The 15,818-nt window shown below is 72.5% G+C and carries 15 protein-coding genes and 1 pseudogene; 8 read left to right on the top strand and 8 right to left on the bottom strand.

Annotated features, from left to right (window positions below; genetic code table 11):
• Complete coding sequence (locus tag OG207_RS25790) at positions 1–579, bottom strand: YwqJ-related putative deaminase (RefSeq protein WP_329101276.1); 579 nt, start codon at positions 577–579, stop codon at positions 1–3.
• Between the two features lie 230 nt (positions 580–809).
• Here OG207_RS25790 and OG207_RS25795 point away from each other — a divergent pair, with 230 nt between their 5' ends.
• The 3 genes from OG207_RS25795 to OG207_RS25805 all read left to right on the top strand — a co-directional run bounded on the left by OG207_RS25795 (position 810) and on the right by OG207_RS25805 (position 5,338).
• Positions 810–1,805, top strand: a complete 996-nt coding sequence (locus OG207_RS25795) for an SMI1/KNR4 family protein (protein ID WP_329101278.1) — start codon at positions 810–812, stop codon at positions 1,803–1,805.
• Positions 1,806–1,812: 7 nt separating this feature from the next.
• The gene (locus OG207_RS25800) at positions 1,813–4,326 is read left to right on the top strand and encodes an SUKH-4 family immunity protein (protein ID WP_329101280.1); all 2,514 of its coding nucleotides are present in this window, start codon (positions 1,813–1,815) and stop codon (positions 4,324–4,326) included.
• 139 nt (positions 4,327–4,465) lie between these two features.
• Positions 4,466–5,338 (top strand): DivIVA domain-containing protein, encoded by an 873-nt coding sequence (locus OG207_RS25805; protein WP_329101282.1) that lies wholly within the window; start codon positions 4,466–4,468, stop codon positions 5,336–5,338.
• A 70-nt stretch (positions 5,339–5,408) separates the two neighbouring features.
• Here OG207_RS25805 and OG207_RS25810 read toward each other — a convergent pair whose 3' ends face one another.
• Entirely contained in the window at positions 5,409–6,290 is an 882-nt protein-coding gene (locus tag OG207_RS25810; RefSeq protein ID WP_329101284.1) for an alpha/beta fold hydrolase, read from the bottom strand.
• A gap of 81 nt (positions 6,291–6,371) precedes the next feature.
• Here OG207_RS25810 and OG207_RS25815 point away from each other — a divergent pair, with 81 nt between their 5' ends.
• Positions 6,372–6,929, top strand: a complete 558-nt coding sequence (locus OG207_RS25815; RefSeq protein WP_329101286.1) for a CGNR zinc finger domain-containing protein — start codon at positions 6,372–6,374, stop codon at positions 6,927–6,929.
• Positions 6,930–6,988: 59 nt separating this feature from the next.
• Here the strand turns inward: OG207_RS25815 and OG207_RS25820 are convergent, their stop codons facing one another.
• Positions 6,989–7,432, bottom strand: a complete 444-nt coding sequence (locus OG207_RS25820; protein WP_329101288.1) for a MarR family winged helix-turn-helix transcriptional regulator — start codon at positions 7,430–7,432, stop codon at positions 6,989–6,991.
• A gap of 112 nt (positions 7,433–7,544) precedes the next feature.
• Here OG207_RS25820 and OG207_RS25825 point away from each other — a divergent pair, with 112 nt between their 5' ends.
• The 4 genes from OG207_RS25825 (at position 7,545) to OG207_RS25840 (ending at position 10,316) form a co-directional block, all read left to right on the top strand.
• Entirely contained in the window at positions 7,545–8,468 is a 924-nt protein-coding gene (locus OG207_RS25825) for an alpha/beta hydrolase (RefSeq protein ID WP_329101290.1), read from the top strand.
• A gap of 103 nt (positions 8,469–8,571) precedes the next feature.
• Positions 8,572–8,790 carry a hypothetical protein gene (locus tag OG207_RS25830; protein ID WP_329101292.1) on the top strand — a complete coding sequence of 73 codons (219 nt, stop codon included), beginning with the start codon at positions 8,572–8,574 and terminating at the stop codon, positions 8,788–8,790.
• A protein-coding gene (locus tag OG207_RS25835; RefSeq protein WP_443072735.1) for an IS5 family transposase occupies positions 8,783–9,621 on the top strand; the annotation gives its coding sequence in 2 pieces (ribosomal slippage) (positions 8,783–9,130 and positions 9,133–9,621; 837 coding nt in all). The genes OG207_RS25830 and OG207_RS25835 overlap by 8 nt, the downstream gene beginning before the upstream one ends.
• Positions 9,622–9,770: 149 nt before the next feature.
• Complete coding sequence (locus tag OG207_RS25840) at positions 9,771–10,316, top strand: GNAT family N-acetyltransferase (RefSeq protein WP_329101296.1); 546 nt, start codon at positions 9,771–9,773, stop codon at positions 10,314–10,316.
• Positions 10,317–10,345: 29 nt separating this feature from the next.
• Here the strand turns inward: OG207_RS25840 and OG207_RS25845 are convergent.
• The 5 genes and pseudogenes from OG207_RS25845 to OG207_RS25865 form a co-directional block, all read right to left on the bottom strand.
• Positions 10,346–11,175 (bottom strand): IS5 family transposase gene (locus tag OG207_RS25845; protein ID WP_329107876.1). Its coding sequence is split into 2 segments (ribosomal slippage): positions 10,346–10,671 and positions 10,671–11,175, totalling 831 coding nucleotides; the frame shifts between segments, so codons are not numbered across the junction.
• Positions 11,176–11,363: 188 nt separating this feature from the next.
• Positions 11,364–12,579, bottom strand: a pseudogene (locus OG207_RS25850) (IS701 family transposase).
• Between the two features lie 47 nt (positions 12,580–12,626).
• Positions 12,627–13,187, bottom strand: coding sequence for a hypothetical protein (locus tag OG207_RS25855; protein ID WP_329101298.1), 561 nt, complete (start codon positions 13,185–13,187; stop codon positions 12,627–12,629).
• 3 nt (positions 13,188–13,190) lie between these two features.
• On the bottom strand, positions 13,191–14,072 hold the full coding sequence (locus tag OG207_RS25860; RefSeq protein WP_329101301.1) for a hypothetical protein: 882 nt from the start codon (positions 14,070–14,072) through the stop codon (positions 13,191–13,193).
• 83 nt (positions 14,073–14,155) lie between these two features.
• Positions 14,156–15,802 (bottom strand): MFS transporter, encoded by a 1,647-nt coding sequence (locus OG207_RS25865; protein ID WP_329101303.1) that lies wholly within the window; start codon positions 15,800–15,802, stop codon positions 14,156–14,158.
• Positions 15,803–15,818 lie beyond the last annotated feature (16 nt).

Consider the following 15,818-nt stretch of genomic DNA (forward strand, 5'->3'; position numbering starts at 1 on the left):
CTACTCGGAGGGGGTGAGGTCGACGGGGCGTACGCCGAAGTGGGCGAGGAGTGCGTCACAGGAGCGGCAGGGCGGTGCGTAGCTGTCGTGGAGGGGGTCGCCGTCCTCGCGGATGTGGCGGGCGGTGATCTTCGCGTGTTTGAGGGAGCGCCGGGCCTCGCTCGCGGAGAGGGGTTTGCGGGAGGCGCGCCGGGAGCGGGCGCCCTCGACGGCGGTCAGGTGGCGGGAGAGCAGGATTGCCTCCGGGCACCGGCCGGTGAAGCGTTCGCGTTGGCCGCTGGTGAGGGTGTCGAGGAAGTCCTGGACGAGCGGATGGAGCGCGGGTGGCTGATCGGCCTTGCCGGCGGTGCCGGTGAGGGTCTCGCCGCGCACGGAGAGGGCGGCGGCGACGGTGGGGAGGATGCCGTCGCGGCGGAAGCGCAGGACGGGTACGGCGGGGCGGTCGTCCGTGCTGCTCCAGCGCAGCCGGGGGTCGCCGGCGGGACCGGCGGCTTCGCCGGCCGGGCCGGCGGAGGCCGGTGCGCCTGTTGCGTCCGGCGCGGTGTCGCCGGATTCTGTGCGTGTTGCCGTGTTGTGCATGCGCGTGCTTTCCCTCCCGTGGCGGCTGTGGTGACCCCTGTCGCTCACGCCCCCGTACTGCGGGTACAGCCTGCCAAATGTCACCTGTCATGCGGAAGCGGGGTCGAATATTCGTATCAATTCGGATGTTCCTGGCCCTCTGGCGGGTGCGCTGGTCGGGTGCGGGTAAGGGTCTTGCCCCAGCGCATAGGCTGTGGTGAACCAGCCAGATCCAGCAGGGGGCTACCGCCATGACGACAGGTCGGCTCGGGCAGCAGGCCGCGCCACCCAACGCCGCTTACTCGGGGCAGGTCGTGCATTTCCCGGACCCGGTCCGGGCCGCTCGGCATCCCCACGGGGTGCGGATGGACGGCAATGGGCATCCGGACTTCTCCGTCTACGCGCGCGCGGCCGTGGAGATCGCCGAGCCGCCGGAGGGCTTCGGCGTGGACGAGCTGCGGCTCACGGACTACGTGTCCGCGAACGCCGCGATGAAGGTCTCCGGGCACGAGTTGTGGGACACGGTCGGGCCGGTGGCGACCCCGCACGGTTGGACCTGGCACCACGTGGCCGGTTCGCGGCGCATGGAGCTGGTCCCGGTCGAGGTGAAGGCGCTGCTGCGGCATCACGCGGGCCTGGCGACGGCTCCGGTGGACCACGACAAGCGCGGGACGCGGCCGTTGCAGGAGGTGCGCCCGGCGCACCTGGGGCTGCCGAAGTCGGTGGTGTCGGTCTCCGAGGAACAGGTGCAGGGGGTCGAGGAGGACCTCGGCTACCGGCTGCCGGAGCCCTACCGCTCGTTCCTGAAGGCCGCGGGCGGTTGCGCGCCGGTGGGTGCGGGCCTGGACGTGGACCTCGGTCTGCTGGTGGACCAGCCCTTCTTCACGGTGCGTGAGGAGGCGGCGGTCAATGATCTGGTGTACGTCAACAAGTGTCTGCGGGACCACCTGACGAAGGACTACCTGTGCGTGGCCTTCGCCCAGGGCGGGTTGCTCGCGTTGAAGGTCAGGGGCGAGGGCGTCGGCTCGGTGTGGTTCTCCCCGTACGACGATGCCCGTGACCGGGACGGCTGGTCGGTCCAGGAGCGCGTGGAGCGGTTGTTGCTGCCGTGCGGTGCTGATTTCGACGCCTTCCTCGAGCGGCTGGCCGGCAATCCGCCGGAGCTGGAGACGGTGGCCGGTCTGATGGTGGACGGCGGATTCGCACGTTCGGTTCCGGTGTCGGGTTCGGCACCGGTGGAGGGGTGAGCGCGCGATGGTGACGTTTGCGCAGGCGCAGGAGCGCGCCGAGGAGTGGATCAACGGGGACGTGCCCGCGTACCAGCACCGGGAGGTGCGCGTACGGGAGTTCGGGCTCGGGTTCGTGGTGTGGGCGGAGGACCGCGCGGCCGGTCCCGTTTCCGGTGGTGGGCGGCAGCGGCTGGTCATCGCGCGGGACAGCGGGGAGGTGACGCTGTGGCCGGGCCTGCCGGTGGGTGAGGTGATCCGCCGGTACGAGGAGGAGTACGGGGCCGTGTCCGCGGCTGTTTCGGAGGCTTCGGTTCCGCCGCCGCGGATCGACTCGGAGCAGACGTCTTTCATGCTCAGCCCGCCGGAGTGGTTGCAGGAGGCCGCGGACCGGGCGGGGATCGCGCCGAGGTCGACGCCCACGCCGGCTCCGGCCGTGCCCGTCGACGCCGTGCCCGAGGCCGCGCCTGCGCCCGCGTCGGCTCCTGCGGCACCGGCGCCCACCCCGGCCGTGCCGTTGCGGCGCGGCGGTGAGGTTCCGTACGAACCCACGGCCAACGACGGTGTTCCGGCGACGGCCCAGGCTCCGGCCGGGCCCGCGGTGCCGATCGGGGCCACGCCCTGGGCGGGCACCGATGTGAACTCCGGTACGGACGACGCGTCCGTACCGCTGCCGGCGACCGTGTTCGCGCCGCCGCTGTCCGGGTCGGACCTGGAGGACGCGCCGTCGTCCGGGGTGGCCCCGGAGGCGCAGACCACGCTGATGCCGGGCGGCAGCCAGTTGCCGAGGACGGCGGTCGTGCCCGCGCTGGGGTCGCCGGGCGATTCGGCCGGTGGTTCGCAGGGCGGTTCGGCGGCGGGCGACATCGCGGACGCGCCGACGAGCAAGGCCCAGATCTCCCGGCCGTCGACGCCGTCGGGTCCGCCCGGTGCGCCTGGTGGCGGGCTCGACCATGCCGCGACGATGCTGGCCGGCCCCGGTGTTCCGCAGCCGCCCGGTCCGTCCGGTGCTCCGGGCGCGGGGCAGCCGCCGGCGCCGCCCGGTCCGCCGGGAGCTCCGGGGGCGCTGGGGCGTGGGCTCGACCATGCCGCGACGATGTTGGCCGGTCCGGCCGTCGCGGGCCAGCCGCCGGCGCCTCCCGGTCCGCCGGGGGCTCCGGGTGCGGGTGCTGGTGCGCCCCAGCCGCCTGGTCCGCCCGGTCCGCCCGGTCCGCCCGGCCCTCCCGGTCCGCCCGGTGCTCCGGGGTCGCTGGGGCGCGGGCTCGACCATGCCGCGACGATGTTGGCCGGTCCGGCCGTCACCGGTCAGCCGCCGGCGCCTCCCGGCCCGCCCGGGGCTCCCGGTGGCGGGGCCCATCACGCCGCCACCATGCTCGCGGGTCCCGGCGTACCGCAGCCTCCTGGTCCGCCCGGGGCTCCCGGTGTGCCCGGTGGTGGGCTCGACCATGCCGCGACGATGCTGGCCGGCCCCGGTGTTCCGCAGCCGCCCGGTCCGCCCGGGCCTCCCGGCCCGCCGCCTGGCGCGCCCGGTGGTCCCGGCGGGCAGCCCCCGGTCCCGACCGGTGCGCCCACCGTCGGCCCCGGCTACCAGGCCGTGCTCCGCTACCGCGCGCCCGACGGCTCCGAGCAGCAGCTCATCCGCCGCTCGGCGCCCGGTACTCCGCACCCGGAGTGGCAGATCCTCTACGAGCTGCGCGCCATGAACGTGCCGCCGCAGCAAGTGCTGGAGCTGCACACCGAACTGGAGTCCTGTGAGCTGCCGGGCGGTTACTGCGCCCGGATGATCCGGGAGACCTGGCCGCAGGTGCGGATCACGAGCGTGGCCCCGTACGGCAAGGACCACGCGGGCCGCCAGCAGGGCATGCGGCACCTGCTCACCCACCAGGGCGAGCTGCACCAGGTGGCGGACGGTCCGGCGCGCCCCGCGCCGGTACGGGCGCCGTTGCCGCAGGTCCCGCTGCAGCCGGCGATCCCGCTGGAGGCGATCGGGCAGGAGCTGGCGGCGGCGTTCGGTCCGCAGGGCGTGTTCCGCTTTGATCAGCGGGCGGTGTCCCGTCAGGGTGTGCCGGAGATCGTGGCGCAGACGCTGATGTGGGCGGGCCTGCCGGTCGATTTCGGGCCGTTCTTCTGGGCGCAGGCGGTGCCGGGGCAGCCGGTGCCGACGCTGGCCGAGCTGGCCCAGCAGCGGCAGGTGCAGCCGGCCTCGGACGCGGGCTCGTACCTGGTCATCGGCAGCGACTTCGGCAAGGCGCTGTGCGTCCAGTACGGCACCGCGCACATCGTGGCGGTGCCGGTGGAGGGCGGCCCGGGAGGTGCCCCCGTACCGCCGCAGTTCGTGAATTCGAGCCTGCCGCAGTTCGTGCGGTCCCTCGCGATGCTGGGTCACATGTGGCGACTGCGCCAGCATTTGACGCCGGAGCAGGCGGGCCGTTGGACCGTCGACTTCCAGGCGAATCTGGCGGGGCTCGACAGCGCGGCGCTGTCCTCGCCGGAGAGCTGGTGGTCGGTGCTGCTGGAGCAGATGTGGGACGGACTGCTCTGATCAGCTGATTGGCTGATCGTGCGATCGGCTGGATGGCCGGGTCGGGACCTTCGAACAGGGTCTCGGCCCGGCCATTCCGGCTTCCGGGATCAAATGGCGCATCCTTGACGGGAATCCCCGCGAGAGAGGCGCATCCCGGATGAGTGCACCCTTTGCGACCGTGCGCGGTCGCGGCTACCGCATGGAAGAGGTCGACCGGTATCTCGCCCGGCTGTCCGGGAGCCGGGACGAGGCCTGGGAGCGGGTGGCCCGGCTGACCGTCCTGGCCAAGCAGATGGAGGCGGACGCGGCGCGGCTGCGGGCGGCGGTCGCCGCGCTGGCTCCGCAGACGTACGACGAGCTGAGCGAGCGGGCCCGCCGGATCCTGCTGCTGGCGGAGGAAGAGGCGGACGCTCTACGGACGGACGCGCGGGTGGACGCCGCGGCGACGTTGGGTGCGGCCGAGGCCCGCGCCGACCGGGCGGCGGAGCTCGCGCGGGGCGACGCGGAGGCGGTGCGCGAGCAGACGGAGGTCCGGGCCAGGCAGGGGCTGTTGCGGGCGCAGCGCGAGGCGGACGACGCGCGGTCGGGGGCGCGGGAGGACGCGGCGGCGTGGCGGGCCCAGGCGACGGCCGCGCTGGTGCAGACGCGGCGGCGGGCGGAGGCGGAGCGGGCGGAGCGCGAGCAGGAGCAGGCGGAGCGCCGGGAGGCGGCGGAGCGGGAGTTGACGGCGCGCGAGGCGGACCTGGAGGCGCGCCACGCGGAGCTGGAGCGGCACGTCGAGGCCCGATTGGCGGAGGCGCGGCGCGAGTTCGCCGAGGCGGAGGAGTCGGCGCGGCACGGGCAGGAGGACGCGGAGGCTCAGGCGGCCGAGTTGATCGCCCAGGCGCGGGTGGCGGAGGAGCGGATCGGGCGCGAGACGCGGGGGATCCTGCGGGAGCACGGGGAGGCGGCGGAGGAGATGCGGGCGCACATGAACCACGTCCGCTCCAGCCTGGCAGCCCTGACGGGCCGCGCCCCGGCGGAGGGCTAGACCGTCCTTTCCGGATCGTGCCGGGCCCGCGATGCCCGGCACCCCACCTCGCTGCGTTGTCGGGCGCTGGTCAGGCCCCTGTGGCGGAGTCCAGGAACTCCTCGATCAGCGGGGCGATCTGCGGGAGGTGGGTCTCCAGGGCGAAGTGGCCCGCGCCCTCGAAGACGTGCACGTCGGCGTGCGGGGCGTCGCGGAGGTAGGCCTTCGCGCCCGCCGGGGTGAAGAAGGGGTCGCCCGCGCCCCACACGACCAGCACCGGGATCCGGGCGGCGCGCAGCCAGGCCTGCCAGGCGGGGTAGTGGGCGAAGTTCGAGGCGTAGTCGAAGGCGAGGTCGGCCTGGGCGTCGGCGCGGCCCGGCAGGCCGAGGTGGTGCACGTCGAGGGTCCAGCCGTCGGGGGAGAGGAGGCTGGCGTCGGCGACGCCGGTCTCGTACTGGAAGCGGATGCCCTCCGGGGTGAAGAGCCCCCGGACGCGTTCCTCGTTGCCCGGGACCTCGCGCCGGAGTCCGGCGAACGCGCGGGCCGCGTCCGAGAGGCCCTCCTCGTAGGCGTTGCCGTTCTGGACGATCAGGCCGGTCACCCGCTCCGGTCGGCGCGCGGCGAGCCGCAGTCCGACCGGGGCGCCGAAGTCGAAGACGTACAGGGCGAAGCGGTCCAGGCCGAGGGCGTCGGTGAAGCCCTCCACGATGTCCGCGAGCCGGTCGAAGGCGTACGTGAATCCGGCCGGCGCTTCGGTGCGGCCGGAGCCGGGGTAGTCGGGGGCGATCAGCCGGTATGGAGTGTTGCCGAGGGCGTCCATCAGGCGGGCGAACTGGTGCGAGGCGGTGGGGAAGCCGTGCAGGAGCAGCAGGACGGGGCCGTCGGCGGGGCCGCTCTCGCGGTAGGCGACGCGGACTCCGGCCACGTCGACGGTGCGGTGCCGGATGGTGGGAACGGTGCGACGAGCGGTCATCACATGCCTCCTGCGTCCTTGTTTCCATTAGTCTTGCCGGTGATCTCTAATGGGTCAAGTGATTGCAGTAGCATTAGCGAGGTGACAGTGACCTTCCCGCTCACCGGCGAGCCCCTCGCGCTGGACCTCCTCAACACCGAGGCCCCGGTGGGCGATCTCGTCGCCGACCCGGCGGGACTCTCGGCCTGGCTGGCCGCGCAGGCCGGGCGGCTGACCCCCGTCGACGTCGTGGGCGCCGCAGAGGTGGCCGCCGTAGGGGCCGTACGGGAGGCCGCGCGCGCGGCGCTCGACGCCGTGCGGCGCGGTACGCGGCCTCCGGCCGGGGCGCTCGCCGCGCTGAACGGGGCCCTGGCCGCGGCGCCCTCGCACCGCGTGCTGGCCTGGACCGGGGCGGGCGGGATCGCCGCCGCGGTGCACCGGCCGGCGGATCCGGCCCGCCGGCTCGCGGCGGAACTGGCCGAGGCGGTCGCGGAGCTGCTGACGGACCCCCGGGTGGCGCAGGTGCGCGAGTGCGAGGCCCACGACTGCGTCCTGCTCTTCCTGCCGGCGCACCCCCGGCGCCGCTGGTGCGTGGCCTCGGTCTGCGGCAACCGGGCCCGGGTGGCCCGCTACTACGCCCGCCACAAGGGCGACGGCTAGGCCGTCTCTTTCGGATCTTGCCGGGCGGCGCGGGCCAGGCAAGACCCGGAAGAGACGGCCTAGAGCTGACCCTGGCCGTCCGCCTCGAGGTTCGCGCGGAGGGCGGCCAGGGTGGTGGCGAGGGTCGCGAGGTCGGCGGCGGGGATCCCGCTGGTCAGCGCGGCGAGCGTGCTCTCGACCACGGGCCGGGCGGCCGCCAGCACCTTCTCGCCCTCGGCCGTCAGGCGCAGCACGGAGGAGCGGCGGTCCTGCGGGTGCGCGACGCGCACGCACCAGCCCGCGGCCACCAGCCGGTCGACCGCCTTGCTGACGGCCCCCACCGTGATCGCGAGGTCGCCCACGATGTCGAGCACCCGGCACCCGTCCACCCGGTCGATGATCTGCAGGACCTCGAACTGACCCAGCGCCAGCTCCTGTTCGGCGCGCAGGCGGGCTCCGACCGCGTTGTAGAGCCGGGTCTCCACGCGGACGAGATCGAGGAACAATGGAGTGACGTGGCTCACAGAACCCCCAATAGATTCCCAGGAATCATATTCCCTGGAATGCGCTTAGATGGAAGCAGATCGATTCCGAGGAATCAATCTTCGCATCCGACCGCACCGATGGGGGCCCACCATGTCCGCACAGCAGCGTCAGGCCCTGGACGCCCTGCTCCGCTCCATCCCGCGCGGCGAAACGCCGCTCACCCCCGCCGAGCAGCGCGCGGGCTTCGCCGCGGCCCTGACCCGACCGGCACCGGACGGCGTCGCCACCCGTAGGACGGTCGTGGGCGGGAGGCCCGCCCTGGAGCTGGAGCCGGCCGGAGCGGCCGATCGCGGTCGACTGCTCTACCTCCACGGCGGCGGCTACGTCGTCGGCTCACCCGACACCCACACCGGCCTGGTCGGCGAGCTCGCCGTCCGCACCGGGCTGCGGGCCACCTCGGTGGACTACCGCCTGGCCCCCGAGCACGCCTTCCCCGCCGCGGTTGACGACGGGCTCGCCGCCTACCGCGACCTGCTGGAGACTGGTACCGACCCGCGAGAGCTCGTACTGGCCGGCGACTCGGCCGGCGGCGGCCTCGCCATCGCCACCCTGCTCGCCGCCCGGGAGGCGGGACTGCCGCAGCCGGCCGCCGTCGTGGTTTTCTCCCCGTGGGTCGACCTCACCCTCTCCGGGGAGAGCATGCGCACCAAGGCGGACGCCGACCCGATCTTCACCGAGGCCGCCATACGCGCCTTCGCGGACCTCTACATCGGCGACGGCGATCCCAGCGACCCCCTCGCGAGCCCGGTCTTCGCCGACCTCACGGGCCTGCCCCCGCTGCTCGTGCAGGTCGGCGCGAACGAGGTGCTCCTCGACGACGCGGTCCGCCTGGCCGCCCGCTGGGGCGCCGCCGATGTCGAGGCCACCTTGGAGATCGGGCCGGGCCTCCCGCACGTCTACCAGGGCGAGCACGGCCGCCTCGAAGAGGCGGACGCCGCACTCGACCGCGCCGCCCACTTCCTCACCACTCACCTCCCCGTCCCGGTCGCACCTGGCCAGGCTGCGGAGCGCTGAGGACCCCTGCCCCTCTGCGCCGGCAAGGACCGGCGACGGTGATGGGGGCGGGATCTCCGCCTGGCACAAGAGTTCCTACAGCCTGAATGAGGACAGCTTCTGCTTGGAGACCGCGCAGTTCGCGGGAGCGCGGATCGGGGTCCGTGACTCCAAGGCCCCCGCATGGCGCAGCATCGTGTCCGCCCAGTACAAACCCGGAGAGTTCCTCTGCCACCGGTACGACGGGAACTCCCGTACCGGAGCGGCCTCCTCGAAGGCCACCCCGCAACAGCGCCGTTCCAACCAGCCCCGCCGGTCGTTGTTCCTGTGCGCCGTTGACTGACGCGCAGTGGGCGCGAATCGAGCCGTTACTCCCAGATCGGATACCACGGCGGGGTGGCCGGTCGAGGGATCATCGAGAGGTGATCGACGCGATCGCCTGGAAGTTCCAGACGGGATCGCAGTGGATCCACCTCCCCGAGAAATACGGCAACCGGCGAGGCGTCTACAACCGGCTACGGATGCGGGCCATCGACGGCACCTGGGGGCGGGTGTTCACCGCGCTGGTCGCGCAGGCCGACGCCGACGAAGTCCTCAACTGGGCTGTCTCGGTGGACTCGACCATCGTGCGCGCGCACCAGCACGCGGCTGGGGCCCGCAAAAAGGGGCCCCAGCAGGCGAACCCGCAGACCATGCCATCGGCCGGTCCCGCGGCGGGCTGACCACAAAGATCCACCTGGCCTCCGATGCCCACTGCCGGCCACTGGCCTTCGTGCTCACCGCCGGCCAGGCCGGTGACGCACCCGCCTTTGCACACGTCATGGCCCGACTTCGCTGTCCCCGACGGCGAGGACGGCCCCGCACCAGGCCGGACGTGGTCTTGGCCGACAAGGCGTACTCCTCCCGCGCGATTCGCGAGCACCTGCGCAAGCGCGGGATCCGCGCCGTGATCCCAGTTCCGGCCGATCAACGCGGCCACCGCCTGCGGCGCGGAAGCCGGGGTGGCAGGCCACCCGCCTTCGACCGCGAGGCAGACAAGCAGCGCAACACCGTCGAACGCTGCATCAACCGCTTGAAGCAGTGGCGAGGCATCGCCACCCGCTACGAGAAGACAGCGACCATCTACCTGGCCGGACTCCACATCGCCGGCATCTTCCTCTGGTCTGCCTGGTGATCCAAACGAAACACCCTAGTGCTGCTGTGACTGGCAAGCCTTTCCGGTCACAGCAGCACTAGGGGGTGTCTCCTTGAACGCGTGAGCAGTAGGTGGCTCTGGAGACTCGGCTCACTTCGATGTCAGCACCGACTGGGATGCTCCTGCGCATGAAGCAGAAGATCATGCCCACTCTCACTCAGATCACCGGAACACATGAGGTCCCTTCCGACCTGAGGCGTCAGCTCGTCGACTGCTGGATCGCAGTCACGAACGCGGGTGGTGCTGCGGGATTTCCTTTCCCTCCAGTCCATGACGACGACGTCGCACCGGCCGCAGACGAGCTCCTCAGCCATCTCGACCCGTCGCGCAGCCGCCTCATCATCGCCAGGTTCGGTGAGGCTCTTGCCGGATGGGTTGTCCTCAAAAGTGATCCCTTTCGGCTCGTCGCACACTGGGGAACGGTCCACCACCTCCAGACCCACCCCGGCTTCCGCAGCCTTGGTGTCGGCTCCGCTCTCATGCGAGAGCTGCGGACGGTGGCCCGTGACGAGCTGCGGCTTGAGCAGCTCCGTCTCACGGCCCGGGGGAGAGAAGGGTTGGAGGACTTCTACGGCCGCCTGGGATGGCGGGAGGTCGGACGCTGGCCCAGCGCCTTGCGCTTCGCGCCCGACGACACCCGAGACGAGGTCCTGATGCTCCTCGATCCCCTCTGACCGACAACCCCTGAGGCGTGTCCTTTCGATCACTCGCGAGCCCAGATGAGGGTGGCGGAGAGGTGGAGGGCAGCCTGGTAAACGATGGCCAGCTTGTCCGTCCGCATGGCCAGACCGCGCCACTGCTTGAGCCGGTTGATGCACCGTTCGACTGCGTTGCGCTGCTTGTATGTCTCGGCGTCGAAGACAGGTGGCCGACCACCGGTTCGGCCTCGCCGCAGACGGTGGCGGATCTGGTCGGAGGGCTGAGGGATGACTGCTCGGATCCCGCGTCGGCGGAGATGGCTTCGGATCGCGCGGGACGAGTACGCGCGGTCCGCCAGGACGGCGTCTGGTCGGGTCCTCGGTCTCCCGGCCCGCTTCGCGGAACACGAATGCCGGCCATGACGGCATGGAAGGCTGGTGCGTCGCCCGCCTGGCCCGCGGTGACGCGGAGGGCCAAGGGTCGTGCGTGGCTGTCGCTGGCGAGGTGGACTTTCGTGCTCAGGCCGCCGCGGGAACGTCCGAGCGCATGGTCGTCAGGCTCAGCCCGATCTGGCTCCCCTTTCTTTCTGGCTCCGGCGGCGTGCTGGTGCGCTCGGCAGACGGTGGAGTCCACCGACACGGTCCAGCCGATGTCGTCAGCATCGTCGGCCACTGCCAGAAGCACGGCGAGGATCCGTTCCCAAGTGCCATCCACGGCCCACCTGAGCAGCCGTTTGTGAGCGGTCTGGAACGAGCCCAACTCATCTGGCAGGTCCCGCCAGGGCGAGCCGGTGCGGTATTTCCACGCGATGGCCTTCAGGGTTCGGCGGTGATCGGCCCATCGCCGACCGCGGACCGGATCGGCCGGCATCCACGGCTCGATCCGGTCCCACATCGCATCAGTGATCACTAACCGGACGGACACGGCTGATCAACCGACAAGCGAATCAAGGAGACACGCTCTAGTAGTGCTTTGTTAGCTGGTGTCGTGGGGCTGCCAAGGGACGGTCTGCTGGCAGGTGGGGCAGGTGCCGTTCCACGTGGCGATGAGGTGTTGGAGGAGGTCCAGGGCCTGGTAGAGGGTCAGGCCCTGGCAGGGGCTTTTGGGTTCCTCTGCTGTTCGGTCAGGAAGAGGTGGGCGGCGGTCACGAGGGTGACGTGGCGGTGCCAACCGACGAAGGAGCGGCCCTCGAAGTGGTCCAGTCCCAGAACCGTTTTCAGTTCGCGGTAGTCGTGCTCAATACGCCAGCGGGCCTTCGCGAGGCGGATCAGGTCCTTGGCGGGAATGTTCGCGGGCAGGTTCGAAATCCAGTACTTCACGGGCTCCGTCTCGCCTTCGGGCCACTGCGCGATCAGCCAGACGAGCGGGATCGTTCCATCCTCGGCCGGCTTGGGCCGCCGGCCCGCGAGGCGGACCCGCAGGAGGACGAAGTGCGAGCTCATCGCCGCTTTCGAACCCTTGCGCCAGGTCACGGTCCGGCCGTGGTGGCGTCCGGCGGCCAGCACGTGGTCGCGTAAGGAGACGGGCCGGGTGCGGTAGCGGGGCCTCGGCCTGGGGCCGAGCCCCGAGTAGGCGGGCTGATGCGGCACCGCTTCCTCCCGGTGGGCGGTCATCTCACCCTTGGCCTGCAGGACGTAGGCCAGGCCCCGGTCCTCCAAGCCGTGGCGGAAGTCGGCGTTCGCGCCGTATCCGGCATCCGCGACCAGCGCGGCGGGCCGCAGACCGATCCCGGCCAGTTCGTCGAGCATCTCCAGCGCGAGCTGCCACTTCGGGCGGTGGCGTTCGCTGTCGGGGATCCGGCAGCCTTTGCGGCGGGCGGCCGCCTCAGGGCCGTCCCACGACTGCGGCAGGAACAACCGCCAGGACAGCCCGGCACGAAGCGCTGTCGGAGGCGGCGTGGACGCTGACCCCGATCTGACAGTTGCCGACCTTGCCCAACGTGCCCGAGTACTGCCGGGCCACCCCGGGCGAAGCAGTGCCGTCCTTGAGGAAACCGGTGTCGTCCACCACCCACACCTCAGGCCGGACCACGGCCACCGCCCGCCAGGCCAGCCGGGCCCGCACATCGGCGACCGGCCAGGTCGAGGAGGTCATGAACTGCTGCAACTGCTGATGGTCCACCCCCAAACGCCCGGCCATCGGCTGCATCGACTTGCGCCGGCCATCGAGCAACAGGCCCCGCACATACAACCGGCCCTTCTCCAGCCAGTCCCGCCGCACCAACGGCGCGAACACCTCGGAAGTGAACTCCTCCAACCGGCCCCGCACCGCCGCAAGCTCCCCAGCGCATACAACCAGCGAACTACCGAACACCCGACGCGACAAGACCTCGTAACAAAGCGCTACTAGAGGATGTCCTGCAGCGGCGACGCGAGGAGGCGGTCCAGACCCGAGACGGTGACGAGGCACACGAGGGCCAACTCGCCCCGGTCCAGCCGGTGTGTTTCCCAGCCGCCGGCGCGGGTTCGTGCGCGCACCTCGTGCTCGTCGCCCGCCTCACGGACGAGGCGCTGGTGGAAGCGGTGCACGGTGAACGACAGGATCCGTCCGTCGTCGAGGCAGAAGCGGATGCCGCAGCGGCTCGGCCGCAGGGATCTGCACGCGGCCCGCGCCGTGAACGGCACGCCGTCGAGGCGGCCGCGGACGCCGTGGCGCAGCCGCTTGCGGATGCCCAGCCACGGCAGCGCGGCGTCGTCGATCTCCAGGACGGTTTCCTCGCCCAGCAGGAACTGCCAGCGCTCCCACGCCTCGGCCTTGGCGTCGGCGGTCAGGCGCGGGCCGGGTTCCCGGAACAGCGTGTAGGTGCCGTGGGCCGTGGGGATCTCGGCGTGCCGCTCGCGTGCGTGCGCGGGCTGGAGCCACATCCGCCAGGGTGCGCGCCAGGACGGCTTCAGGAAGGACGGCACGGGTCAGCCCGCCGGCTGCGGCTGAGGCTGCGGCTGGGCCGGGACGGCGGGCTTCGCGAGGGGCTCGTAGCGGTACGGGTCGCTGCGCAGGCCGCGCGCCGTGACGACCACCGTGAACGGGGGCGCCGTCGGGGCCGGGAGGGTGGCGGTCAGGGCGCCCGTCAGGGGGTCGACCTGGGCCGGGAGGGGGGTGTCGTCGACGGTGAGGAGGGTCGGCGGGCCCGCCGGGTCCGGGCTGAAGCCGCCGCCCTCGACCGTCAGGCTGCCGTCCGCCAGTACGACGTGCGTGATCACCGGATTGGCGCGGACGGCCATCTTGTTGACCAGGTAAGCGCCCGCCGGGGCGCCCGTCAGGGCCCACATCTCGGCGGGCAGGCGCGGGAGTCCGCCGCCCACGTCCGCGAGGAAGAACAGCACCACGTACAGCATGGTGACCGCGCTGAGGGCGACGTACTGGAGGTCCACGAGGTCGGTGCGCCCGCTGTCGTTCGCGATCAGCTCCCGCAGCGGCCGCCGGCCCGACGCCGTCGGCCGTGCGGCGGGCTTGGCCATGCTGCCGTGTTCCACGCGCAGGCCGACCACCGCCTTCGCGGCGATCAGCGCCACGTACGGGCCGCCGAGCAGCGGCAGGTACACCGTCGTCAGGGTGGACAGCGGGCCGTCGGTGCCCCGGAAGTACGCGGTGCCGCCGCCCGCGATGAGCCCGTAGCCGAGGATCGCCAGCAGCAGCCAGACCAGGATCACCGTCCAGGCGAGGGCGAGCGCCGTCGAGGTGGAGAGGCGGCCGTCGCGGCCGGTGATGAAGCCCGGACTGCGGACGAGCCGCAGGCAGATCGGGCCGGCCAGCGCGGCCAGTAACGCGAGTGCGCAGAGTGCCGATGCCATGTGTCGTCGTCCCCCCGGAAACGGTCCTGGTACGAGGGTCACCCAATGGCCCGGTCATGACAAGGCGACATTCCGTGGACGTTCTACTCCTCGCGCTGTTCGCGCAGTTCCGGCAGGACGGGGAACCGGCGCGGCGCCACCAGCAGCAGGACCAGCAGCGCGGCCAGGGCGGCGGCCGTCGCGCCGAGGAAGATGTGCTCCACGGCGGCGGCCACGGCCTCGCGCAGGTAGCCGGCGGCGGCAGCGGTCAGCAGTTCCGGCCGGTCCAGCGCCTTCGCCACGTCGTCCAGGTGCTCCGGAAGGCCGGGTACGGGGGCGTCCGCCAGGCGCGCGGCGATGGTGGCGTTGGCGACGGCGGCGAGCAGGGCGGCGCCCACGCTCTGGCCGACCTGCCGGCAGAACAGCACCGAGGCCGTCGTGGTCCCGCGCTCGGCCCAGCCCACGGTGGACTGGACCCCGACGATCAGCGGGAGCTGGAAGAGACCGAGGGCGCCGCCCAGCAGCAGCATGATCAGTGCGGGCTGCCAGGGCCGGGCGGGGTGCGGCAGCAGGGTGAAGGAGAACAGGATCACCGCGGCGAGCGCGATCCCGACGGCCGCGGTGTTGCGGAAGCCGATGCGCCGGTAGACGTGCTGGCTGCAGGCGGCGGAGACGGGCCAGCTCAGGGTCATCACCGACATGACCAGGCCGGCGCCGACGGGGCCGAGGCCCAGCACGGACTGCGCGTAGGTCGGCATGAACACCATGGGGGCGACCATCAGCAGGCCGAGTGCCCCCATGGCCAGGTTGACGGCGGCGATGGTGCGCCGGCGCCATACCCAGCCGGGCAGGATCGGTTCCGGAGCCCGGCGTTCCACCCGGACCACGACGACGGCCAGCAGCGCGCTCGCGCCCAGCAGCCCGAGCGAGGGCGCGGACGGCCAGGGCCAGGCGACCCCGCCCTGGACGAGCGCGAAGAGCAGCAGTCCGCCGCAGGCGAAGACGGCGAGCGCGCCCGCCCAGTCGACCGGTCCCCGGCGCCCGGGCGACCGTACGGGCTCGGTCAGGTGACGGGAGACCATCCACAGGGCGAGCCCCGCCAGCGGCAGGTTGATCAGGAAGATCCAGCGCCAGTGCGCGTACGAGGCGAGCAGCCCGCCGAGCGCCGGGCCGGCCACGGCCGAGGTGGCCCAGACGCTGGACATCCGGGCCTGGATCCGCGGCCGGTCCCTGAGCGGGTAGAGGTCGGCGGCCAGGGTCTGGATCGTGCCCTGGAGGGCGCCGCCGCCCAGGCCCTGGACGATGCGGAAGGCGATGAGGGCGGCCATGTTCCAGGCGGCCGTGCACAGCAGCGAACCGACGAGGAAGAGGCCGATGCCGAAGAGCAGGACGGGCTTGCGGCCGAAGGTGTCGGACAGCTTCCCGTAGACGGGCAGGGTGACGGTCACCGCGAGCAGGTAGCCGGAGAAGAGCCAGGAGAAGACGGCGAACCCGCCGAGTTCGCCCACGATCTGCGGGACGGCGGTGGCCACGACGGTGCTGTCCAGGGCGACGAGGGCCATGCCGAGCATCAGCGAGGCGACCACCGGGGTCGGCGGGCGTGCGGCGGGCCCGGCCGAGGGTGCGGCGGGTCCGGTCGAGGGTGCGCCGCCGGCCCGGTTCTCGGCCGGAACCCCGGCGCCGGGGGTGTCGGCCGCGGGCCCCGAGGGTGTGCCGTCCGGGCTCGCGCCCGTGCTCTCCGCCGATGCCACCGAGATTCCTTCCCCC

It is taken from the genome of Streptomyces sp. NBC_01439, assembly GCF_036227605.1.
Classification (GTDB): domain Bacteria; phylum Actinomycetota; class Actinomycetes; order Streptomycetales; family Streptomycetaceae; genus Streptomyces.